Genomic DNA, 20,419 nt, shown 5'->3' with positions numbered 1-20,419 from the left:
ACCTACGCTGGACGGAGCCGACCGCCGACCGAACACCAGGAGCACCGCATGGCACCCGCACCGTCCGCCGCCTCCCGCATCGCCGTCGTGACCGGTGCGAGCAGCGGAATCGGCGCCGCCACCGCCCGGCAGCTCGCCGCAGCCGGCTACCGGGTCGTCCTCACCGCCCGCCGCAAGGACCGCATCGAGGCGCTGGCGGAGGAGATCAACGCGGCGGGCCACCAGGCCACGGCATACCAGCTCGACGTCACCGACCGCACGGCCGTGGACGAGTTCGCCACCGCCTTCAAGACGATCGGCGTCCTGGTCAACAACGCGGGCGGCGCACTCGGCGCCGACCCGGTCGCCACCGGCGACCCGGCCGACTGGCGCGCCATGTACGAGACGAACGTCATCGGCACCCTGAACGTCACCCAGGCCCTCCTGCCCAAGCTGGTCGCGAGCGGCGACGGCACAGTCGTGATCCTCTCCTCCACCGCGGGCCTCGGCACCTACGAGGGCGGCGCGGGCTACGTCGCCGCCAAGCACGGCGAGCACGTCCTCGCCGAGACCCTCCGCCTGGAGATCGTCGGCCAGCCGGTCCGCGTCATCGAGATCGCCCCCGGCATGGTCAAGACCGACGAGTTCGCCCTCACCCGCTTCGGCGGCGACCAGGACAAGGCATCGAAGGTCTACGAGGGCGTCGCCGAACCCCTCACCGCCGACGACGTCGCGGACACCATCACCTGGGCCGTCACCCGCCCCCACCACGTCAACGTCGACCTCCTCGTCCTCCGCCCGCGCGCGCAGGCCTCCAACACGAAGGTCCACAGGGAACTCGGATGACGGACGACGCCGAGCGGGATGCCGAGCAGCAGCGCCTGCGGCTGGAGAAGAAACGCGAACGCTACGTCTGGTACTACCTCGCGTACTTCCTCTTCGGCATTCACATCGTGGCCTTCGTGATGATCTACGCGGTGCTCCACGCCAAGTAGGCATAGGGTCACGGTCTGTGGACCGACACATAGCTTTCGACGCGCTGCACAACTTCCGCGACCTGGGCGGCTACACGACCCCGGACGGCCACCGCATCCGCCCCGGCCGCCTGTACCGCGCGGACTCCCTGGGCAAGCTGGCCGAGGGCACCCAGGACTGGGACCGCTTCCTCTCCCTCGGCGTCCGCACGGTCATCGACCTGCGCCACCCCTGGGAGGCGGAGGCGCGGGGGCGCGTCCTGCCCCACCCCTCCTTCACGTACCACAACCTCAGCATCGAGCACCGCGCCTACGAGCAGGCGGTCCAGGCCCCCGACGTCGACCCCGGCCCGTATCTGGCGGAGCGCTACATGGAGGTGGCCGAGGACGGCGTGAAGGAGATCCGCCGGGCCCTGGAACTGGTGGCGGAAGCAGCGGAATCGGCCACACCCCTGGTCTTCCACTGCGCCTCGGGCAAGGACCGCACGGGCCAGCTGGCCGCCCTGATCCTGACGTTGCTGGGCATCCCGGAAACGACGATCATCGAGGACTACAGCCTCACCGAACTGGCCACACCCGGCATCCTGGCCAGCTGGAAGGCGAGAAACGACGGCCGCGAACCGACCTGGCCGGGCTTCGGGCGGGCCCCGCAGCAGGTGATGCGCACCTTCCTGGCCGCCATGAAGGCACGCTACGGCTCGATCGAGGGGTACGTGGCGCGGGAACTCTCCCTGGACGCAGAGGCCTTGGCGACCACCCTCCGCACGGCCCTCCTGGAACCCCAGCCCACCGACTGGCCGACCCTGACCTACCGCAAGGCCACCCCACCGGACGCCCGCACCCTCGTCCGCCTCCGCGACTCGGCCGCGCTCTGGCAACTGGCCCGCGGAATCGACCAGTGGAAGCCGGGCGAGAAGGACGAGACCCACTTCCGTACGCGCATGCAGGAGGGCGAGGTCTGGCTGGCCCACGCGGGCCCGCACCTGGCCGGCGCCTGGGAGCTGTGGTGGGAGGACCCGGCGGCTTGGGGCCCCCGCCTCGCCGACGCGGGCTACCTCCACCGCCTGATGACCACCCCGCACACGGCCCCACCGGGAACGGGCCGCAAGCTCCTGGCAGAGGCAGAGTCCCGCATCGCCTCCACAGGCCGACCGTACGCCCGCCTGGACTGCCTGGCCTCCAACCCCCGCCTGCGCGCGTACTACGAGTCGGCGGGCTACAAGGTCGTAGGCGAACAGCCGGCAAAGGACGGCGGGTTGGGCAGCCCATATGCGGTGACGTTGCTGGAGAAACGGCTCCCGTAACTCACAGGAGTGAACCTCGTCGATCACCCGAACGGCCACTGAACTGGCGATCTAGGCTCGCAGCACAGGAACAAGGCCCCCGGTTTCAACCGGGGGCCTCTTGCATCAACCCTTCACGCAGACGACCTGCTTCAGCTTCGCCACGACCTCAACCAGGTCCCGCTGCTGATCAATGACCTGCTCGATCGGCTTGTAGGCGCCCGGGATCTCGTCCACGACGCCGGAGTCCTTACGGCACTCCACGCCCCGCGTCTGCTCCTCGAGGTCCTTCGTCGAGAACCGGCGCTTCGCCGCGTTGCGGCTCATGCGCCGACCCGCGCCGTGCGAGGCCGAGTTGAAGGCCTTCTCGTTGCCGAGGCCCTTCACGATGTACGAACCCGTGCCCATGGAACCGGGGATGATCCCGTACTCGCCGGAACCCGCACGGATCGCGCCCTTTCGGGTGACTAGCAGGTCCATGCCTTCATAGCGCTCTTCGGCAACGTAGTTGTGATGAGCGCTGATCTCCGGCTCGAAGGTCGGCTTCGCCTTCCGGAACTCCTTGCGGATCACGTCCTTCAGGAGCGCCATCATCAGGGTGCGGTTGTACTTCGCGTACTCCTGCGCCCAGAAGAGGTCGTTCCGGTAGGCCGCCATCTGCGGAGTGTCCGCCACGAAGACAGCGAGGTCACGATCGACCAGGCCCTGGTTGTGCGGGAGCTTCTGGGCAACGCCGATGTGGAACTCGGCGAGTTCCTTGCCGATGTTCCGCGAGCCCGAGTGCAGCATCAACCAAACGGAACCGATCGTATCCGTGCACACTTCGACGAAGTGGTTGCCACTTCCGAGCGTTCCCATCTGCTTTTCGGCCCGTTCGTGACGGAATTTGACCGCTTCAGCGACCCCGTCGAACCGCCCCCAAAAGTCGTCCCACCCCGCAGTAGCGAGCCCATGCAGCCGGCCGGGATCCACGGGATCGTCATGCATCCCCCGCCCCACCGGAATCGCCTGCTCGATCTTGGACCGCAGCCGCGACAGATCACCGGGAAGATCGTTCGCCGTCAGGGACGTCTTCACCGCCGACATCCCGCACCCGATGTCCACCCCCACCGCCGCAGGACATACAGCCCCCTGCATGGCAATGACGGACCCGACCGTCGCGCCCTTCCCGTAGTGCACGTCCGGCATCACGGCCAGGCCCTTGATCCACGGCAGTGTCGCGACATTGCGGAGCTGCTGCAGGGCCACGTCCTCGACCGTCGTCGGATCGGTCCACATGCGGATCGGGACCTTCGCGCCCGGCATCTCCACGTACGACATATCTTCCCCATTCCCCCGAAAACATGACAGAAGTCTTAGATCGCAAAACCGGCGCCAAGATCAGTAAAATAGGACAGCGGACCGGCGTCCACGGCAGTGCGTGCGATAGACATTGTCTCCAGGGGACGCCCCCGCGCGGCAAGCGATTAACCAGCGGGGACACTGGAGCAACGGCACAGAGCCACCGTCGAGAGGAGCCCGACCGTGCAGCGGAAGGCGTACGTATCCGGCGTCGCCGCGCTCCTCGTGGCGCTGCTGGCAGGCTGCACCAGCGGTTCGGGCGGTGGCGGCGCGACGGATGACGCGAATCCCGGTGGCGCCGGTTCGGCGAGTGCCGTGGCGCAGCCGGGCAAGTACCGCACGCTGCCGGGGCCGTGCACTGCGGTGAGCCGTGACACGCTGGACTCGCTGCTGCCGGGTATCAAGGAGATCGCGGACGCGGACCAGCGGGAGAAGGCGTATGAGGGCGACGCCACGCTCGCGTTCGACAACGACCGCAAGGCGGGTTGCCGCTGGAAGGTCGACTCGAGGACCGCGACGGACCGGCTGCTGGTCGATTTCGAGCGTGTCGTCTCCTATGACAACTCGGTGAGTGACGACTCCCAGGCGCAGGAGTTGTTCGCGGAGAAGCAGACGGCGGCCGACCTGCCCGAGCCGACGAGTTCGGACAGCGGTTCCGGCTCCGCCTCCACTCCGAGTGCCAGTTCCAGCCCCAGTGCCGATGCCAGTGCCAGTGCCAGTGCCAGTTCCTCGGTTTCGGTCTCGCCCTCGGGCTCCGGCTCCGAGTCCGCCTCTTCGTCGGCGACCCCGTCGAGTCTTCAGCCCCGTACTCTCGACGATCTTGGTGACGAGGCGTTCCTTGACGATGCTCTGAGCGGTTCGGGTTCGACGGCCCGGCAGCGCACGGTGACTGTGGTGTTCCGCACGTCCAACGTCATTGTGACCATCGAGTACGAGGAGCAGCCGGCCACTGTCGGCGCTGTGCCCGACAGCAAGGAAATGCAGGACAGGGCCCGGAAACTGGCTGCGCAGCTGGCGGACACGCTGGGTGGTTAGGGGTCGCTGGGGTGCCTCGGGCGCCCCTTCGTAAAGCTGAAGAAGCGGAAGCACACAGTTTCCTCACCGCGTACGGTGGCTCCTCGGACCCGATCCGCCGACCTCAGGAACCACAGCGTCATGAGTGAAGGAACCATGCAGCGACCAGCAGAGCGAGACCCGCGGAACCAGCGAGAGAAGCGAGCGAGGCGGTCAGGCCGTCTGCTTGCGGGCGCGGTCGCAGTCCCCGTGATGGTGTTCGCCGCGGGCTGCTCCTCGGACTCCGGCTCCGGTGACGGGGGGAGCAAGGGCACGAGCGCCGGTGAGACGGCGGCGGCGACGGCGAGTACGGCGCCGACGGTGCAGGCGGCGGCGTACAGGAAGTTGCCGGATTCGTGTGGGGTGTTGTCGCAGAAGACGCTGGGTTCGCTCGTGCCGAAGGGCGCCAAGTCCGGCAAGGCGGGCAAGTCCGGCGATGCGGCGACGCGGGCGAGTTGCTCGTGGAGCAGTCTGGACAACCACGGTGTGAAGGGCTCGCAGTTCCGCTGGCTCAATGTGTCGCTGCTGCGCTTCGAGTCGGATGCGACGCGTGGTGAGGGCAACCAGTTGGCGCATGCGTACTTCGAGAAGCAGGTGAAGGACGCCCAGGGTGCTCAGGGTGCGCAGAATCTGAAGTCGGAGCCGGTTGCCGGGACGGGCGCCGAGGCGACGCTGGTGCGCTACGACCTGAAGAAGAAGGAAGGCGCCTTCAAGCAGCAGACGGTGGTGACGCGCGTCGAGAACGTCGTGATCACGCTGGACTACAACGGCGCGGGTCTGGCGGGTGAGAAGACCCCGGACGCGGACGCGCTGGTGAAGGTCGCGGAGGCGGCGGCCAAGGAGGCGGTGGCCTCGGTGGCGGCGGCGAACGGCGCCGGCGGGGCGGGCACGGGCGGTGGTGCGGGCACGGCGAAGCCCTCGCCGTCCGGGTCGGCGTCGAAGTCGGCCTCCCCGTCTTCTTCGAAGTCCGCTTCGGCCTCTCCGTCCTCCTCAGCGTCGAAGAAGAGCTGACTGTCACATCTGGCCGTCTCTGGACGCCAACTCGCAGCTCAGCACCGTTCTTTGAGGGAGCCCGGTCCCCTGCGGGGATCGGGCTCCACCCGTTCCGTTACCTCGTTCGGCGTACACATGTGCCACTCTGTTGCGCGCAACAGCACGCAATGGGAGGGGAGTACGGGTGGCCGCGCCACTGCAGCTGACTCGGATGCACCGCGTTCTCATCGGCGTGGTCGTTTCCGGCGCCGTGATCATCGCCGGCATCGGCTTCGCCGGTTCGTATGCGGCGGTCCGTGAGTTGGCCATCAAGAAGGGTTTCGGGAACTTCTCGTATGTCTTCCCGATAGGCATCGACGCGGGTATCTGTGTCCTGCTGGCCCTGGATCTTCTCCTGACGTGGATCCGCATCCCGTTCCCGCTGCTGCGTCAGACGGCGTGGCTGCTGACGGCGGCGACGATCGCGTTCAACGGTGCGGCGGCCTGGCCGGACCCGTTGGGTGTGGGGATGCACGCCGTGATCCCGGTGCTGTTCGTGGTGGCGGTCGAGGCCGCCCGCCATGCCATCGGCCGGATCGCGGACATCACGGCGGACAAGCACATGGAGGGTGTCCGTCTGACGCGGTGGATGCTTTCGCCGATTCCGACGTTCCTGCTGTGGCGTCGGATGAAGCTGTGGGAGCTGCGCTCCTACGAGCAGGTGATCAAGCTGGAGCAGGAGCGGCTGGTCTATCAGGCGCGGTTGCGTTCGCGCTTCGGCCGGGCGTGGCGGCGGAAGGCTCCGGTGGAGTCCCTGATGCCGCTCAGGCTGGCGCGGTACGGCGTTCCGCTGGCGCAGACGGCTCCGGAGGGGCTGGCGGCGGCGGGCATCGAGCCTGCGCTGTTGCCGCCGGCGCCGGAGATCGCCCGGCCTGTGGAGAGCCGTCCCGCGGTGGCGGCGCCGGCTCCGCAGCCGGTGGAGCAGCTCCAGCAGGTTCCGGAGCCGCAGCTGCCGGAGCAGAGCCAGTGGCTGCATGCCCGGCACCCGCAGCAGGTCGAGTACCACGGCGACTACGACCCTACGTACGACCCGGAGCAGTACGCCCAGTGGTTCGCGGAGCAGCAGCAGGCCGAGCAGTACCAGCAGGAGCAGTTCCGGGAGGAGCCCTCTTCGGAGGAGACCGGCAGCTTCCAGATCCCGGTCAGCCCGGGCCGTACTCGCGAGCTCGGTGAGGGCGGCGGGCAGCCGGAGCCGGACGAGGACGCGTACTACCAGGTCTTCCGTGAGTCGATAAAGAGCGGGAACGGAGCGCCCACTCCCAAGGGGTTCATTGCCGATGTCGAGGCGACGTACGGCATCACGCTTCCGGAGCCCGAGTCCAAGCGCATGGTGAACCGCTTCTCCAACCGTCTCAACGCGGAGATGCAGGAGGAGCACATCGCATGAGAAAGCGCCCGGTGCCCCAAGGCACCGGGCGCTTTCTCACGGCGTCACTCCCCGAGCAGGGCCCGCACCCGCTCCTGCCCGACGGCCAGCAGCAGCGTGGGCAGTCGCGGACCGGTGTCGCGGCCGACCAGCAGGTGGTACAGCAGGGCGAAGAAGGTCCGCTGGGCGGTCTTGATCTCCGGCGGGAGTTCCTTGGGCGTGGCGTCCGCGGGGAATCCGGCCTGCACCTTCGGTACGCCGTAGACGAGGTGGGTGAGCCCGTCGAGCGACCAGTGGTCGGCGAGGCCGTCGGTCAGCAGCCGCAGGGACTGCTGGGAGGCCTCGTCGAGGGACTTGAGCAGTTCGGCGTCGGGTTCCTCGCGCACGATGGTCCGCTGGTCGGCGGGGACGTGCGTGTTGATCCAGGCCTCGGCCTTGTCGTAGCGCGGGCGGGCCTCGTCGAGGGAGCCGAGGGGGTTGGCGGGGTCCAGTTCGCTCAGGATCCGCAGGGCCTGGTCCTCGTGGCCGGCGGTGATGTCGGCGACGGAGGCCAGGGTCCGGTACGGCAGCGGGCGGGAGGTCTTCGGCAGTTCGCCGCCGGCGGTGCGCACGGCGCGTGAGTGGGCGGCGACGTCCGCCGGGAGGGCGGAGCCGTCGGTGACCTTGGCGTCGAGCTTGTCCCACTCGTCGTAGAGGCGCTGGATCTCCTGGTCGAAGGCGATCTTGAAGGACTGGTTGGGCCGGCGGCGGGCGTACAGCCAGCGCAGCAGCTGCGGTTCCATGATCTTCAGGGCGTCGGCGGGGGTGGGCACGCCGCCGCGCGAGGAGGACATCTTGGCCATGCCGCTGATGCCCACGAAGGCGTACATGGGCCCGATGGGCTGCTTGCCGCCGAAGATCCCGACGATCTGCCCGCCGACCTGGAAGCTGGACCCCGGGGAGGAGTGGTCGACGCCGCTGGGCTCGAAGATCACGCCCTCGTAGGCCCAGCGCATGGGCCAGTCGACCTTCCAGACGAGCTTGCCGCGGTTGAACTCGTTCAGACGGACGGTCTCGGAGAAGCCGCAGGCGGTGCAGGCGTAGGTCAGCTCGGTCGTCTCGTCGTCGTACGAGGTGACCGTCGTCAGGTCCTTCTCGCAGTTGCCGCAGTAGGGCTTGTACGGGAAGTAGCCGGCGGAGCCGGACGAGCCGTCGTCCTCGCTCGCTGCACCGGAGCCCTCCTCGGCCTCCAGCTCGGCCTCGTCGACGGGCTTCTGCTGCTGCTTCTGCTTCGCCGGGGCCTTCTTGGTGCGGTACTGGTCGAGGATCGCGTCGATCTCGGCGCGGTGCGCGACGGCGTGCAGGATCTGCTCGCGGTACACGCCGGAGGTGTACTGCGCGGTCTGGCTGATGCCGTCGAACTCGACGCCCAGCTCGGCGAGCGAGGCGATCATGGCGGCCTTGAAGTGCTCGGCCCAGTTGGGGTGCGCGGACCCCTTGGGAGCGGGCACGGACGTCAGCGGCTTGCCGATGTGCTCGGCCCAGGTCTCGTCGACCCCGGCGACACCGGCCGGCACCTTGCGGTAGCGGTCGTAGTCGTCCCAGGAGATGAGGTGGCGGACCTGGTGTCCGCGGCGCCTGATCTCGTCGGCGACGAGGTGCGGGGTCATGACCTCGCGCAGGTTGCCGAGGTGGATCGGGCCCGAGGGGGACAGGCCGGACGCGACGACGACAGGTTTGCCGGGGGCGCGGCGCTCCGACTCCTCGATGACGTCATCCGCGAAACGGGAGACCCAGTCGGCGGTCTCGGTGCTCTGAGCCACGATCGGCACGTCCTTCTTTCTCCGGGGCAGCCAGTACGGTCAATCGGCTGACGCCCCATTCTCCCAGACCGCCTTGCGCCCGGGAAAACGGCTTTACCCCCCATGGGATACTGGCTGGGTATATCCATCCCCACGAGGAGAACGGCACCCTTTCCTATGGCCTCGGTCAAGTCCCTCAGCGGCTCCGTCCAGCAGCACCTCGCGTCCGCCCTCTCGGCCACCCTGCCGGAGGCCGTGGGTGCAGACCCGCTGCTGCGACGTAGCGACCGGGCGGATTTCCAGGCGAACGGGATCCTGGCACTCGCCAAGAAGGCCAAGGCGAACCCGAGGGAGCTGGCGACGCAGGTCGTCTCGCAGATCGTCACGGGTGAAGGGCTGATCCAGGACGTCGAGGTCTCCGGCCCCGGCTTCCTCAACATCAGGATCTCGGACCGGGCGATCACCGAGACGCTCGCGGCGCGTGCCGCCGACGGCGACCGGCTCGGTGTGCCGCTGAAGGAGAACCCGGGCATCACGGTCGTCGACTACGCCCAGCCGAACGTGGCGAAGGAGATGCACGTCGGCCATCTGCGTTCGGCGGTCATCGGTGACGCGCTGCGCGGCATGCTCGACTTCACCGGCGAGCAGACGATCGGCCGGCACCACATCGGCGACTGGGGCACCCAGTTCGGCATGCTGATCCAGTACCTGTTCGAGCACCCCGGCGAGCTGGCCCCGGCGGAGGACGTCGACGGCGAGCAGGCCATGTCGAACCTGAACCGGGTGTACAAGGCGTCGCGCGCGGTCTTCGACGCGGACGAGGAGTTCAAGGAGCGCGCCCGGAAGAGGGTCGTGGCCCTGCAGTCCGGCGACAAGGAGACCCTGGAGCTCTGGCAGCAGTTCGTGGACGAGTCGAAGGTCTACTTCTACTCGGTCTTCGAGAAGCTGGACATGGAGATCCGCGACGAGGAGATCGTCGGCGAGTCCGCGTACAACGAGGGCATGCCCGAGACCGCCCGCCTCCTGGAGGAGATGGGCGTCGCGGTCCGTTCCGAGGGCGCGCTCGTGGTCTTCTTCGACGAGATCCGGGGCAAGGACGACAAGCCGGTCCCGCTGATCGTGCAGAAGGCCGACGGCGGCTTCGGCTACGCGGCCTCCGACCTGACCGCGATCCGCAACCGCGTCCAGGACCTGCATGCGACGACGCTGCTGTACGTCGTGGACGTGCGCCAGTCGCTGCACTTCAAGATGGTCTTTGAGACGGCCCGGCGGGCCGGCTGGCTGAACGACGGCGTCACCGCGCACAACATGGGCTACGGCACGGTGCTGGGCGCGGACGGCAAGCCGTTCAAGACGCGTGAGGGCGAGACGGTACGGCTTGAGGACCTGCTGGACGAGGCGGTGCAGCGGGCCGCCGAGGTGGTCCGGGAGAAGGCGCAGGACCTCACCGAGGACGAGATCCAGGAGCGGGCCGCGCAGGTCGGCATCGGTGCGGTGAAGTACGCGGATCTGTCGACGTCGCCGAACCGGGACTACAAGTTCGACCTGGACCAGATGGTGTCGCTGAACGGTGACACGTCGGTGTACCTGCAGTACGCGTACGCCCGTATCCAGTCGATCCTGCGCAAGGCCGGGGAGACGAAGCCTGCCGCGCACCCGGAGCTGGAGCTCGCCCCGGCGGAGCGGGCGCTCGGCCTGCACCTGGACGCGTTCGGGGACACGGTGTTCGAGGCGGCCGCGGAGTACGCGCCGCACAAGCTGGCCGCGTACCTGTACCAGCTGGCTTCGCTGTACACGTCGTTCTACGACAAGTGCCCGGTGCTGAAGGCCGAGACGCCGCAGCAGGTGGAGAACCGTCTGTTCCTGTGCGACGTGACGGCCCGCACCCTGCACCAGGGCATGGCGCTGCTGGGGATCAGGACGCCCGAGCGGCTCTGAGGCCCGTACCGGCCGACGTACCGCGGCCCGCCCTCTCCACCGGGAGGGCGGGCCGCGGTCTTTCAGGCCAGGAGATCAGATGCCGTTGGCGAACCGCTTGAATGCGGCCCTGGTGCCCGATCCGGCGTCGCCGTCGATCGCGCCGGTGTAGCCCCAGGAGTCCTTCAGCAGGCGCTGCAGTGCCTTGATGGTGTTGGGGCCCGGGTCTCCGTCGATCGTGTCGTTGTAGCCCCAGTAGGTGTGCAGGCAGCGCTGGAACGCCTTCCAGCTGTTGGTGCCGAGCTGTCCGTCGATGCCGTCGTTGTAGCCCCAGTACGTGTGCAGCCAGTTCTGGACGTTCTTGGCCTCCGTGGAGGTCAGGCCGAAGTTGTTCGTCGCCCGGATGGTGACGGTGTGGGCGCTCGTGGCCGACGCCGGCGCGGCGAAGCTGGTGCCCGCGGTGGCCAGGCCGCCGGCGGCGAGTCCGACCACGGCGGCGGCGCTGACGAGTGTCCTGGCCAAGGCGTTCGATCGCATGCTTGTCCCTCTCGGGTCGTGGTGTGTGGTGCCGGGACGAGACTGCGGGGCGGGCGGCGAGGGCCGCCATGGTCGCCGTGGAAGTGACGCCGTCGCGGGACGTCCCGCCCTCTGACCTGCGGGGACACGGGGTGGGGCGACGGTGGCGAGGGACGACTGTCGCGGGTGGTGGCCGATTGCTTATGGGTGCAGGGCGCAGGTTCCGGTGCGGTCCTGGGGATGCTGGTGCAGAATGCGGCTCGGGGTACAGGGGCCACTGACCACAGCCGCTGTTCATGAACGCGTGGGGGGACCACACCATGTCGCGTTGGAAAGCGCTGCCCGAAGAACTCGATCCGCGTGTACGGCAGTTGCTGGTGCGCCTGCGCCGGCTGAAGGACCACAGCGGGCTGAGCGTGCGTCAGCTGGCGGCGCGGACGGGGTACAGCCCGAAGTCGTGGGAGCGGTATCTGGGCGGCCGTTCGCTGCCGCCGCGGGAGGCCGTGGAGGCGCTGGCCCGGATCGGCGGCGACGACCCGACCCGGCTGCTCGCGCTGCATGAAGTCGCCGCCGAGGCCTGGGGGAACCCGCGCGGCGGAACTGCCGTACGGGAGACGGCCGTCGGTGAAACCGCCGTACCGGAGCCGGAGATCCTGTCGGCGGGGCCCGGCCGCCGCACGCTGTCGTTGCGCGTCGCGCTCGTCGCGGGGGCGGTGGCCCTGGTGCTGGCGGTGTCGTCGGCGGTGCTGGTGACCCTGCGGCTCATGCACCACGACGGCGGCTCGGCGGACAAGACGACGACCACGGTCACCTTGTCGGCGGGGACGTCGGCACCGTCGTACACCTGCCGTGTGCAGCAGGTCGAAGGCCGCTGGTACGCGGGCAACAGCCGTACCCAGAACGCCACGGTGGGATACGGGGACTCCGGGCCTGCGGTGGCCGAGGTGCAGTGTCTGCTGCGCCGGGCGGGTATCTCGCCGGGCGGTATCGACGGCATGTTCGGCCCGCTGACGCAGGGCGCGGTCAAGGCCTTCCAGAGGCAGGCGCGGCTCGACGTGGACGGTGTCGTCGGCCCGCACACCTGGAAGGCCCTGCGGGGATGACCCCGGAACAGGCCCGACTGGCCGCCGCGCTGCGGGAGTTGAGAGCCCGCACAGGTCTGAGCCTGGCGGCTCTCGCGGCGAAGACGGCGTTCAGCAAGTCGTCCTGGGAGCGCTACCTCAACGGCAGGACTCTGCCCCCGCGCACGGCGGTGCAGGAGCTGTGCCGGCTGGCCGGCGAACCGGACGGCCGGTGTCTGGCGCTGTGGGAGATCGCGGAGTCGGAGTGGAGCGGGCGGGCGACGCAGACGGCTCGGGCGGACACGCCGGCGCAGGCGTTGCCCCCGGTCGCGGATCCCGTGCCGCCTCCGGATCCGGCGGAGGCCGCGCAGGGTGGTGGTCGCCGGGGTGCGGCAACCGTGGCGGTGCTCGCGTCGGTGTGTGCGGTGGCCGTGGGCGGCGTGGCGGTCGCGCTGCTCCTGCTGCCCCGCCAGAGCGAGGAACCCCGGCCGGCCGCGCGGGCCACCTCCACTCCCGGGCCGCACTGCCGGGCCTCGTCCTGCGAGGGCAGGAACCCGATCGCCATGTTCTGCGCCGCCACACCGGACACCCTCGCCACACGCCATACGGCCACCGGGGCCTGGCTGGAAGTGCGCTCCAGCAAGGTGTGCGGGACGAGCTGGGCCCGGATGTGGGGCACCCGGGTCGGCGACCGGCTGGAGCTGACGGCGGGCGGCCGGGTCCGCGGCGCCGAGGTCGAGAACACCGTCGACGCGGACAGCTTCGTCTACACCCCGATGACGGTGACCGGTCCGGGAACGGTCCTTCGCACCTGTTTCCGGTCGGCGGCGGGCGCCAAGGACGGTGGCAAGGAGGAGTGCTTCACGTCCGTTGCGCGGTGACGGCCGTCGTGGCGTACGCGGCCCTACGCGATGTGGTCTTCCTCCAGTTCCGCCGTGTGACGGTTGATGAAGCGGTTGACCAGGCGTTGAGCCTCATCCGGCAGGGGCGAAATGCCGTACGTCGCCTTCACACTCCCCCAGTACTCAGGGTCTCGCAGACGGCTGCCGCGTCCGCCGGACGCTCCCCGGGGTCCTTGGCGAGCAGCCTCAGCATCAGGTCGTTCAAAGTCCCAGGCAGCCCGCCCGCCACCTCCCCCGGCTCAACCGGTGCGTCATCCAGGTGCATCCGCAGCACCGCCAGCGGATTGCCGCTCACGAACGGCGGCCGTCCCGTCACCGCGTGATACAGCAGGCAGCCCAGCGAGTACAGATCGCTGCGGTGATCCACCTCCCGGGCGCCCTCCGCCTGTTCGGGCGACATGTAGGGCGGTGACCCGAGCAGCGTCCTTCGCGGAATCCCCGGGCAGCCCCTGCAGCTCGAACCGCCGGATCTCCTCACCGGCGGCCTCGTCCGGAGTGACCAGCACCCTGCCCGCGTACGACGGCTGCTCCCGTCCGCCGTCCGCCGCCATCAGCTGCATGCATACGGCGCTCTTGCCGGACCCCTTGCGCCCGGTGATCAGCATCTTGCGCCCGCTGAGAGCGGCGCTATAGGCGGCGTTGGGCAGGAATCCGCCCCGCAGGAGCAGCCCCTCGGTCACGTCCCGTTCGGCATCCTCGCGCCCGAAGTGCAGCCGGGCGAGAAGCGACTCGTCGGCCATGCCGTCCCCATTGGTGTCACGACTGTCAACACCGTAGCGGCAACACGAACTCGCACCACACGGCCTTCCCCAACTCCCGTTCCCTGGTTCCCCACTTGTCACTCAACGCCGCGACCAGCAGCAGCCCCCGCCCGCCCTCGCTCCGGACGTCCCCGTCCTCGACGACGCGGGGCACACCGGGCCCGCTGTCGTGCACCTCGACGCCCAGCACCCGCCCGTCGTGACGCAGGAGCAGCCGTGACAGGCGGCCGGGCGGCACGCCGTGCAGTAGAGCGTTCGTCACCAGTTCGCTCACGCACAGCAGTACGTCGTCGGCGCGATCCGTCCCGGCGAGACCCCAGCCGGTGAGGGTTTCGGCCGTGAACTGCCGCGCGGCCTGCACGGATCGGCGCTCGCGGCGGAGGAACCGCTCGCGCAAGGAGGGGAGTTGAGTCGTGTGGTTCACAGGACGAGAGTCGCGGAGAGTGACTAGCCTTGATCACTCGGTGAACCCGTACAGATTTTTTGTACGGGTTCACACGCGGTGACGTACGCGTCCCGAGGGGGAGGGAGACCTGCATGAGCGCCAGGAGGCCGCCGCGGCCGAAGAACCTCACGTCCATGAAGATGCTGGGCAAGCAACTCTGCACCGCACGTCGCGCCGCGGGTCATACCCAGAGCGCGCTCGCGGAACTCGTCAGGGTCGACGAGGAGACCATCGCCTCGATCGAGCAGGGCAGACGGGCGTTGAAGCCGGACCTGGCCGCGGTACTCGACGAGATCCTCCAGACCAAGGGGATGTTGTCGGCGGGCGTGGCCAATCTGCCGGAGATCGACCAGTTCCCGATGTGGGCCGAGCTGTACATGGAGCATGAGCGGGAGGCGATTGCGTTGTCGCTCTATGCCAACCAGGTGTTGCCCGGCCTTCTCCAGACCCTGGCCTACGCGGAAGCCGTACTCCGGGAGCGCGTTCCGGCGTATGACACGGAAGAGGTCGAGACTAAGGCCGCGGCGCGTATCGAGCGGCAGGAGATCCTGCGTCGCAAGAGTCCGCCGACAGTCAGCTTCGTCATCTGGGAGCCGGTACTGCACCTGGCAATCGGAGGCCCCGAAGTCCAAACGGAACAACTCCGTCATCTGCGGGCGTGCACCGAACTTCCCTGTATGGCCTTGCAGTTCTTGCCGATGGCCAGCCGCTCCCACGCTGGACTGAATGGCCCCTTCGTACTCCTGGAGACCCCCGACCACCAGCACCTGGCCTACATCGAGGGCCAACGCGGCAGCCAGTGGGTGTCTGACGCAGATGAGGTATCCATCCTCGCCCGCAAATATGCGATGCTGCGGGCACAGGCCCTGTCCCCATTGGAGTCAAGAGGTCTGCTGGACCGTCTGCTAGGAGAGCAATGAGCACCGAGGCACCTCAGTGGTTCAAGTCGACCTACAGCGGGAGCGAGGGCGGCGAGTGCCTCGAAGTCGCCGTCTCCTGGCGCAAGTCCAGCTATAGCGGCGACGAGGGCGGCGAGTGCGTCGAAGTCGCCGCCTGCCCCCACACCATCCACATCCGCGACTCCAAGAACCCCGCGGACACCGGCCCCACCCTCCAGCTCACCCCCGCCGCCTGGGCCGCCTTCACCGCAAGCAGGTGACGACCGCCAACGTCGCGTATGGAATCGTGACCGTGCCGCCCCGCGCGTCGATGGCGGAGCCCACCGCGTCCAGGATCTCGGCGAGCTGGTCGGGCTGGAGGCGGGTGAAGGCGCCCTGGGTGGGCAGGACGTCCAGCCAGGCCTCGCGGGTGTACGTGAACTCCCAGTCGCAGCGCCAGAATTCGGGCTCCCCGAAGGCGCCGTCCGCCGCCCGGATCGCGTCCGCGGCCTTGGTCAGGAAGACCTGGTAGCCGTCGACCATGGACCGCGTCAGGGCCGCCCGGAAGTCGAACGGGGTGTCGGGCATGACGCATTCGACGGCGTCGGCGACCGCTTCCGCGAGGTCGGACGGGGTCTCGGCCACGTTCCAGAAGGGGACCAGCAGACCGCCCGGCCGCAGCGCCTGCGCCGCCTTGGCCGCGCCCGCGGCGAGGTCGATCCAGTGCCAGGCGGTTCCGGCGACGACGGCGTCGAAACGCCGCTCCCCCGGCTCCCAGTCCTCGAACTTCGCGACGTCCGTGTCCGTACCGAGCCGTCGCGCCAACTCGGCCATGCGTACGTCGGGTTCGACGCCGAGGACCTTGCAGCCGGCCGCCTGGAACTGCCGGGCGGCGATTCCGGTGCCGCAGCCGACGTCGAGGAGGTCGGGGCCGGGGGCGGCCGCGACGACCCGCTGGATCAGGGCGTCGGGGTAGCGGGGGCGGGCCCGGTCGTAGCGCTCGGCGTCCGTGCCGAAGGACTCGGCGATGTCGCGGCGCCGGTGGGGCTCGTTCGCGGACGGGTTGCCGGGCCGGCGCTCGGCGGCAGACGCCGAGGAGGACGACGAGGACGGTAAAGTGGGCATGCGCCCACTATGGGTGGGCGCGCGCCCACTCGTCAATGGGCATGCGCCCACTCGTGGAGGGACAGGAGGCGGTATGCCGACAGGTGTGGCCATCCGCGACCCACGCCAACAGCTCTTCGACGCCGCAGAGCGCATCCTGCTGCGCGCCGGCCCCAACGCCCTGACCAGCAGGGCGGTGACGGCGGAGGCGGGCTGTGCGAAGGGGGTGCTGCACCGGCACTTCGCGGACTTCGACGCCTTCCTGGCGGAGCTGGTGCTGGACCGTATCCGCCGGCTGGCGGACCTGGACGCGGCCCTCCGGGAGGCCGCCGGGACGGGCACGGTCGTCGGCAACCTCAGCGGCGCGCTGACGGATCTGTTCGACGCGGTGGCGGTCGCCGTCGTGGGCCTGGTCATCACCCGGGACGAACTCCGCGCCCGGCTGCGCGCGGCCGGCTCCAGCGGCATCCCGCTCATGACGGAGGCGTCGGCGATGCTCAGGGGCTATCTCGCCGCCGAGCGCGACCTGGGCCGTATCGCGGCGGACGCGGACATGGACCTCCTCGCCGCCACCCTGCTGGGCGCCGCACACCTCCTGTTCGCCGACCGGGAGGCGGGGCCGCCGGACGCGGCGGCGGTGGGCGGGACGGTGGCGACGGTCGTCGGGGGCGCCCTGCGGTGACGGCCGCCCGGGGGATTGTCAGTGGCTGCCCCTACAGTCACTGACATGGCGACTCTTCCCAACCCCCTGCGGCACCTCGCGTCCCTCGGCCTCGAACTCCCGCCGGGCGTACTGGTCGACGCCACGGACGACGGGCCGTGGCACGAGCCGTTGCTGTGGCTGGCCGACAACCGGGCGGTGCCCGGCGCGCGGGCCGCGCTCCAGCGGTCGGCACCGGCCGCCGGACTGCTCCCGGTGGTCCTCGACGTCGGTGCCGGTCACGGCGGGCCGGAGGAATGGGAGTTGGCACCGGGCGAGATGTCCTACCCGGGGGACCACGACGCGGAGGAGGTGCTGGAGGAGCTCTGGTACGAGTGCGCGGAGGACGGCGCCGACTGGCCCGGCCTGGCCGCCGCCCGGTCCATGACCGCCGAAGCGGACCCCGAGTCCGTCGCCTCCGCCGTCGTGGACTCCCTCCTCGACGGTGGCGGCCCCCTCAAGGACCCCCGCCTCGCCCTGGTCCCCGCCCGCCGCAGCGCCGACATCCCCGCGGCGATCGGCTGGACGGGCCCCGCGAACCACGAAGGCGACACCGCGCGGCTGTGCTCCGTGCTCCGCTCCTGGGAGGACCGCTTCGGCATACGGGTCGTGGCGCTCGGCTTCGATCAGCTGATCGTGTCCGTCGCCGCGCCGCCCACCACCCTCGCCGAGGCGGAGGCTGTCGCCGCCGAGCACTTCGCGTTCTGCCCGGACAACCTGCTGCAGGGCGCGGACACCACCCTGGCCGCCTATGCCGAACACCAGCTCCTCGACCAGCCGGCCTGGCACTTCTGGTGGGACTGACGGTCCGCCGTACACAGACGCCGCGGCCGGTCCGGTGGTGGGCGCACCGGTCTCGGCCGCGGCGTAGGGGCTGTCTTCAGATGCCGAGAGCGTGGTGCAGGAGGAGAGCCACACCGGTGAGCAGGGCAGAGAGAACCATTTGAGACCTCCATGTACGAAATGTGACGTTTCTGGCGTTCTCAATAACGTCACACCCCCACCCGCGTTACGGGTGTGATCCAAACAGGCCCCCCTAGCCCCGCAGCCCCTCCCCCAGCCTCCTGAGCCCCTCCCCGATCTCCTCCGGCGTCTGGGTCACAAAGCACAGCCGCAGGGTCGTGCGGTCGGGGGCGCCGGCGTAGAAGGGTGCGCCGGGGACGTACGCCACGTCGTGCCGCACCACCTGCGGCAGCAGCGCGGTGGTGTCGTACGGCTCCGGAAGGCGGGCCCAGAGGAACATGCCGCCTTCGGGCCGGGCCCAGGTGGAGCCCTCGGGAAGCGCCTCGGCCAGCCCGGCCAGCATGGCGTCCCGGCGCGCGCGGTAGACACCGGCGACCCGCGCCACATGGGCGTCCAGGTCACGGTCCGCCAGGTACCGTGCCGCCGCCAGCTGGTTGAGGGTCGGAGTGTGCAGGTCGGCGGCCTGCTTGGCGACGACACAGGCGCGCCGCAGTTCGGCGGGCGCCCGCAGCCAGCCGAGCCTGAGGCCCGGCGCCATGACCTTGGAGAAGGAGCCGAGCAGCACGGTCCGGTCCGCCGCCGCCTCGTACGAGGCGATCCACGGCACCCGCTCGCCCTCGAAGCGGAGTTCGCCGTAGGGATCGTCCTCGACGATCCACAGCCCCCGGCGGGCGGCCACGGCCGCGACGGCGGCCCGGCGGCCGGCCGGCATGGTGCGGCCGGTCGGGTTCTGGAACGTGGGCACGGTGTACAGCAGCTTGGGCCGCTCCCGCACCACCAGGTCCTCCAGTGCGTCGGGGTCGACGCCGTCGCCGTCTCCGGGGACGGCCACCACCCGGGCGCCCGCGAACGCGAAGACCTGAAGTGCCGCGAGATAACAGGGACTTTCGACGAGGACGACGTCCCCGGGCTCCAGCAGCGCCGTGGCCAGCAGGGACAGCGCCTGCTGCGAGCCGGTGGTGACCAGGATGTCGTCGGCGTCCGTGGGCAGCCCGCGGGCCGCCGTCCGCGCGGCGAGCGCGCCCCGCAGCGCCGGCTCGCCCTCCGTCGTGGAGTACTGCAGGGCCTGCGCGGACGCCTCGGCGAGCACCGACCCGAAGGCCTCCGCGACCCCCTGCGCGTCGAACAACTCCGGCGCGGGCAGTCCGCCCGCGAAGTTGATCACCTCGGGGCGGGCGGTGACGGCAAGGATGTCCCGTACCGGCGAACCGCCGATCGACCGGGCCCGCGCGGCGAGCGGCGGGACGGGGGCAAAGGCGGGTGCGAGGGTCATGGCACGGCTCCTTCGGCTGCGGTGACGGCGGCTCGTGACCGCAGCCTAGGGATGTACGTGCCCTCTACAAGCAGGTTTCCGCGATGCGGACGGACCGCCCCTTCGACCTTCGGCCGGGCGCTCAGGCCTTGTTGCCGACCGCCGCGTACACGTTGATGTCGGCGTCCGTGACGTCGTTGATGTCGGCGTACCGGACCTTCTCGATGTCGTCGAGCGCCGCCAGGTAGGAGGCGTCCGGCTGCTCGGGAACGGGAGCGGCGTGGTCGGCGCGCCAATGATGCACGGGGACGACTCCCGGATCCGCCGGCTCCAGCGCGCTCTCGGTGAAGAAGCGCTCGACCTCCGCCCGGGAGCGCAGCACGAAGGTGAAGCCGCGCTCGGTGTAGGTCCGTCGGACCGCGCGGATGTTCTCGGGATTGAGGTCCTCGGTGAGATGGCTGAGCACGAGTCGGCTCCCGGACGGCAGAGCGTCGACAAGTTCGCGCACGATCGGGTACGCCTCCTCGTCCTCGACGAAGTGCAGAAGCGCGACGAGGCAGAGTGCGACCGGCCGGTCGAAGTCGAGGGTCTTGGCGGCCTGTTCGAGGATCTGGGCCGGGTTCTTGAAGTCGGCGTCGATGTAGTCGGTACGGCCGCCGGGCCCGCTGGTGAGCAGGGCACGCGCGTGGGCGAGCACCACGGGGTCGTTGTCGACGTACACGACCCGCGCGTCGGGGATGATCCGCTGGGCGATCTGGTGGACGTTCTCCGCGGTGGGCAGGCCGGTGCCGATGTCGAGGAACTGGCTGATGCCGTCCTGTCCGGCGAGCGTGCTCACCGCGCGGCGCAGGAAGTCGCGGTTGTGCCGTACGTCGAGGTAGCCGCGCGGGTTGGCGGCGAGCGCGGCGGCGGCTGCCGCCCGGTCGACGGGGTAGTTGTCCTTGCCGCCCAGGAAGACGTCGTAGACGCGGGCCGGGTGTGCCTTGGTGGTGTCGATCCTCCTTCTCAGCTCGGCGGGATCCTGGCTGAGGGCGTCACCGGGCATGGGCGTCTCCCTGGAGAGTCGGGGCGGTCGCTCAAGAGACAAGGACCGGACGCCAACAACCTAGCC

At 69.8% G+C, this 20,419-nt stretch carries 21 protein-coding genes; 13 read left to right on the top strand and 8 right to left on the bottom strand.

The features are described 5' to 3' along the window. Positions 1 to 48 precede the first annotated feature (48 nt). The 3 genes from ACFY1U_RS05720 to ACFY1U_RS05710 are packed head-to-tail and all read left to right on the top strand — an operon-like array spanning position 49 to position 2,257. A complete protein-coding gene (locus ACFY1U_RS05720) occupies positions 49 to 825 on the top strand; it encodes an SDR family NAD(P)-dependent oxidoreductase (RefSeq protein ID WP_390692890.1) in 777 nt (258 codons plus the stop codon). After that, positions 822 to 974: a hypothetical protein gene (locus tag ACFY1U_RS05715; RefSeq protein ID WP_390692889.1), complete on the top strand. Its 153-nt coding sequence runs from the start codon at positions 822 to 824 to the stop codon at positions 972 to 974. The genes ACFY1U_RS05720 and ACFY1U_RS05715 overlap by 4 nt, the downstream gene beginning before the upstream one ends. 17 nt (positions 975 to 991) lie before the next feature. Further along, on the top strand, positions 992 to 2,257 hold the full coding sequence (locus tag ACFY1U_RS05710) for a GNAT family N-acetyltransferase (protein ID WP_390692888.1): 1,266 nt from the start codon (positions 992 to 994) through the stop codon (positions 2,255 to 2,257). A gap of 105 nt (positions 2,258 to 2,362) precedes the next feature. On the opposite strand, the gene ACFY1U_RS05705 is transcribed toward ACFY1U_RS05710, so the two are convergent. After that, the gene (locus tag ACFY1U_RS05705; RefSeq protein WP_390692887.1) at positions 2,363 to 3,556 is read right to left on the bottom strand and encodes an RtcB family protein; all 1,194 of its coding nucleotides are present in this window, start codon (positions 3,554 to 3,556) and stop codon (positions 2,363 to 2,365) included. 204 nt (positions 3,557 to 3,760) lie between these two features. On the opposite strand from ACFY1U_RS05705, the gene ACFY1U_RS05700 reads away from it, so the two are divergent. The 3 genes from ACFY1U_RS05700 (at position 3,761) to ACFY1U_RS05690 (ending at position 7,049) form a co-directional block, all read left to right on the top strand. Beyond that, on the top strand, positions 3,761 to 4,612 hold the full coding sequence (locus ACFY1U_RS05700; RefSeq protein ID WP_390692886.1) for a DUF3558 domain-containing protein: 852 nt from the start codon (positions 3,761 to 3,763) through the stop codon (positions 4,610 to 4,612). Positions 4,613 to 4,747: 135 nt separating this feature from the next. Further along, positions 4,748 to 5,641, top strand: coding sequence for a DUF3558 family protein (locus tag ACFY1U_RS05695; protein ID WP_390692885.1), 894 nt, complete (start codon positions 4,748 to 4,750; stop codon positions 5,639 to 5,641). Between the two features lie 166 nt (positions 5,642 to 5,807). After that, entirely contained in the window at positions 5,808 to 7,049 is a 1,242-nt protein-coding gene (locus ACFY1U_RS05690; RefSeq protein WP_390692884.1) for a DUF2637 domain-containing protein, read from the top strand. A 44-nt stretch (positions 7,050 to 7,093) separates the two neighbouring features. Here the strand turns inward: ACFY1U_RS05690 and lysS are convergent, their stop codons facing one another. Next, entirely contained in the window at positions 7,094 to 8,839 is a 1,746-nt protein-coding gene (gene lysS, locus ACFY1U_RS05685) for a lysine--tRNA ligase (protein ID WP_390692883.1), read from the bottom strand. A 147-nt stretch (positions 8,840 to 8,986) separates the two neighbouring features. Here lysS and argS point away from each other — a divergent pair, with 147 nt between their 5' ends. Continuing rightward, positions 8,987 to 10,747 carry an arginine--tRNA ligase gene (gene argS / locus ACFY1U_RS05680; RefSeq protein WP_390692882.1) on the top strand — a complete coding sequence of 587 codons (1,761 nt, stop codon included), beginning with the start codon at positions 8,987 to 8,989 and terminating at the stop codon, positions 10,745 to 10,747. 75 nt (positions 10,748 to 10,822) lie between these two features. On the opposite strand, the gene ACFY1U_RS05675 is transcribed toward argS, so the two are convergent. Continuing rightward, complete coding sequence (locus tag ACFY1U_RS05675) at positions 10,823 to 11,263, bottom strand: peptidoglycan-binding protein (RefSeq protein WP_390692881.1); 441 nt, start codon at positions 11,261 to 11,263, stop codon at positions 10,823 to 10,825. 299 nt (positions 11,264 to 11,562) lie between these two features. Here ACFY1U_RS05675 and ACFY1U_RS05670 point away from each other — a divergent pair, with 299 nt between their 5' ends. Together ACFY1U_RS05670 and ACFY1U_RS05665 are read left to right on the top strand one after the other, a co-directional pair. Continuing rightward, positions 11,563 to 12,345 (top strand): peptidoglycan-binding protein, encoded by a 783-nt coding sequence (locus ACFY1U_RS05670; protein WP_390692880.1) that lies wholly within the window; start codon positions 11,563 to 11,565, stop codon positions 12,343 to 12,345. Next, on the top strand, positions 12,342 to 13,184 hold the full coding sequence (locus ACFY1U_RS05665; protein WP_390692879.1) for a helix-turn-helix domain-containing protein: 843 nt from the start codon (positions 12,342 to 12,344) through the stop codon (positions 13,182 to 13,184). The genes ACFY1U_RS05670 and ACFY1U_RS05665 overlap by 4 nt, the downstream gene beginning before the upstream one ends. A gap of 127 nt (positions 13,185 to 13,311) precedes the next feature. Here the strand turns inward: ACFY1U_RS05665 and ACFY1U_RS05660 are convergent, their stop codons facing one another. Both ACFY1U_RS05660 and ACFY1U_RS05655 read right to left on the bottom strand, forming a co-directional pair. Further along, on the bottom strand, positions 13,312 to 13,605 hold the full coding sequence (locus tag ACFY1U_RS05660; RefSeq protein ID WP_390692878.1) for a hypothetical protein: 294 nt from the start codon (positions 13,603 to 13,605) through the stop codon (positions 13,312 to 13,314). Positions 13,606 to 13,970: 365 nt separating this feature from the next. Continuing rightward, positions 13,971 to 14,390: an ATP-binding protein gene (locus ACFY1U_RS05655; RefSeq protein WP_390692877.1), complete on the bottom strand. Its 420-nt coding sequence runs from the start codon at positions 14,388 to 14,390 to the stop codon at positions 13,971 to 13,973. Positions 14,391 to 14,503: 113 nt separating this feature from the next. Between ACFY1U_RS05655 and ACFY1U_RS05650 the strand changes: the two genes are divergently transcribed. Beyond that, a complete protein-coding gene (locus ACFY1U_RS05650) occupies positions 14,504 to 15,331 on the top strand; it encodes a Scr1 family TA system antitoxin-like transcriptional regulator (RefSeq protein ID WP_390692876.1) in 828 nt (275 codons plus the stop codon). Next, a complete protein-coding gene (locus tag ACFY1U_RS05645; protein WP_390692875.1) occupies positions 15,328 to 15,570 on the top strand; it encodes a DUF397 domain-containing protein in 243 nt (80 codons plus the stop codon). Before ACFY1U_RS05650 ends, ACFY1U_RS05645 begins: the two co-directional genes overlap by 4 nt. On the opposite strand, the gene ACFY1U_RS05640 is transcribed toward ACFY1U_RS05645, so the two are convergent. Then, positions 15,554 to 16,414: a class I SAM-dependent methyltransferase gene (locus ACFY1U_RS05640; protein ID WP_390692874.1), complete on the bottom strand. Its 861-nt coding sequence runs from the start codon at positions 16,412 to 16,414 to the stop codon at positions 15,554 to 15,556. The two genes, ACFY1U_RS05645 and ACFY1U_RS05640, sit on opposite strands and share 17 nt — an antisense overlap. Positions 16,415 to 16,487: 73 nt before the next feature. On the opposite strand from ACFY1U_RS05640, the gene ACFY1U_RS05635 reads away from it, so the two are divergent. Both ACFY1U_RS05635 and ACFY1U_RS05630 read left to right on the top strand, forming a co-directional pair. Then, entirely contained in the window at positions 16,488 to 17,075 is a 588-nt protein-coding gene (locus ACFY1U_RS05635) for a TetR family transcriptional regulator (protein ID WP_390692873.1), read from the top strand. A 45-nt stretch (positions 17,076 to 17,120) separates the two neighbouring features. Next, the gene (locus ACFY1U_RS05630) at positions 17,121 to 17,897 is read left to right on the top strand and encodes a DUF4253 domain-containing protein (RefSeq protein ID WP_390692872.1); all 777 of its coding nucleotides are present in this window, start codon (positions 17,121 to 17,123) and stop codon (positions 17,895 to 17,897) included. A gap of 232 nt (positions 17,898 to 18,129) precedes the next feature. On the opposite strand, the gene ACFY1U_RS05625 is transcribed toward ACFY1U_RS05630, so the two are convergent. Together ACFY1U_RS05625 and ACFY1U_RS05620 are read right to left on the bottom strand one after the other, a co-directional pair. Then, positions 18,130 to 19,329 (bottom strand): PLP-dependent aminotransferase family protein, encoded by a 1,200-nt coding sequence (locus ACFY1U_RS05625; protein ID WP_390692871.1) that lies wholly within the window; start codon positions 19,327 to 19,329, stop codon positions 18,130 to 18,132. A 121-nt stretch (positions 19,330 to 19,450) separates the two neighbouring features. Next, positions 19,451 to 20,353: an SAM-dependent methyltransferase gene (locus tag ACFY1U_RS05620; RefSeq protein WP_390692870.1), complete on the bottom strand. Its 903-nt coding sequence runs from the start codon at positions 20,351 to 20,353 to the stop codon at positions 19,451 to 19,453. Between the last annotated feature and the right edge of the window lie 66 nt (positions 20,354 to 20,419).

Source organism: Streptomyces sp. NPDC001351, from assembly GCF_042896045.1.
Classification (GTDB): domain Bacteria; phylum Actinomycetota; class Actinomycetes; order Streptomycetales; family Streptomycetaceae; genus Streptomyces.
Note: the sequence above shows the minus strand (reverse complement) of the source record. Positions and strands in the feature narration are given on the sequence as shown.

What these genes read in the sequence shown, in the direction of transcription:
- ACFY1U_RS05660 (WP_390692878.1), bottom strand. Translation starts at nt 13,605, where the DNA reads ATGTCGCCCGAACAGGCGGAGGGCGCCCGGGAGGTGGATCACCGCAGC.
- ACFY1U_RS05665 (WP_390692879.1), top strand. Translation starts at nt 12,342, where the DNA reads ATGACCCCGGAACAGGCCCGACTGGCCGCCGCGCTGCGGGAGTTGAGA.
- ACFY1U_RS05635 (WP_390692873.1), top strand. Translation starts at nt 16,488, where the DNA reads ATGCCGACAGGTGTGGCCATCCGCGACCCACGCCAACAGCTCTTCGAC.
- ACFY1U_RS05625 (WP_390692871.1), bottom strand. Translation starts at nt 19,329, where the DNA reads ATGACCCTCGCACCCGCCTTTGCCCCCGTCCCGCCGCTCGCCGCGCGG.
- ACFY1U_RS05705 (WP_390692887.1), bottom strand. Translation starts at nt 3,556, where the DNA reads ATGTCGTACGTGGAGATGCCGGGCGCGAAGGTCCCGATCCGCATGTGG.
- ACFY1U_RS05695 (WP_390692885.1), top strand. Translation starts at nt 4,748, where the DNA reads ATGCAGCGACCAGCAGAGCGAGACCCGCGGAACCAGCGAGAGAAGCGA.
- argS (WP_390692882.1), top strand. Translation starts at nt 8,987, where the DNA reads ATGGCCTCGGTCAAGTCCCTCAGCGGCTCCGTCCAGCAGCACCTCGCG.
- ACFY1U_RS05670 (WP_390692880.1), top strand. Translation starts at nt 11,563, where the DNA reads ATGTCGCGTTGGAAAGCGCTGCCCGAAGAACTCGATCCGCGTGTACGG.
- ACFY1U_RS05630 (WP_390692872.1), top strand. Translation starts at nt 17,121, where the DNA reads ATGGCGACTCTTCCCAACCCCCTGCGGCACCTCGCGTCCCTCGGCCTC.
- ACFY1U_RS05645 (WP_390692875.1), top strand. Translation starts at nt 15,328, where the DNA reads ATGAGCACCGAGGCACCTCAGTGGTTCAAGTCGACCTACAGCGGGAGC.
- ACFY1U_RS05640 (WP_390692874.1), bottom strand. Translation starts at nt 16,414, where the DNA reads ATGCCCACTTTACCGTCCTCGTCGTCCTCCTCGGCGTCTGCCGCCGAG.
- ACFY1U_RS05720 (WP_390692890.1), top strand. Translation starts at nt 49, where the DNA reads ATGGCACCCGCACCGTCCGCCGCCTCCCGCATCGCCGTCGTGACCGGT.
- ACFY1U_RS05715 (WP_390692889.1), top strand. Translation starts at nt 822, where the DNA reads ATGACGGACGACGCCGAGCGGGATGCCGAGCAGCAGCGCCTGCGGCTG.
- ACFY1U_RS05620 (WP_390692870.1), bottom strand. Translation starts at nt 20,353, where the DNA reads ATGCCCGGTGACGCCCTCAGCCAGGATCCCGCCGAGCTGAGAAGGAGG.
- ACFY1U_RS05650 (WP_390692876.1), top strand. Translation starts at nt 14,504, where the DNA reads ATGAGCGCCAGGAGGCCGCCGCGGCCGAAGAACCTCACGTCCATGAAG.
- ACFY1U_RS05675 (WP_390692881.1), bottom strand. Translation starts at nt 11,263, where the DNA reads ATGCGATCGAACGCCTTGGCCAGGACACTCGTCAGCGCCGCCGCCGTG.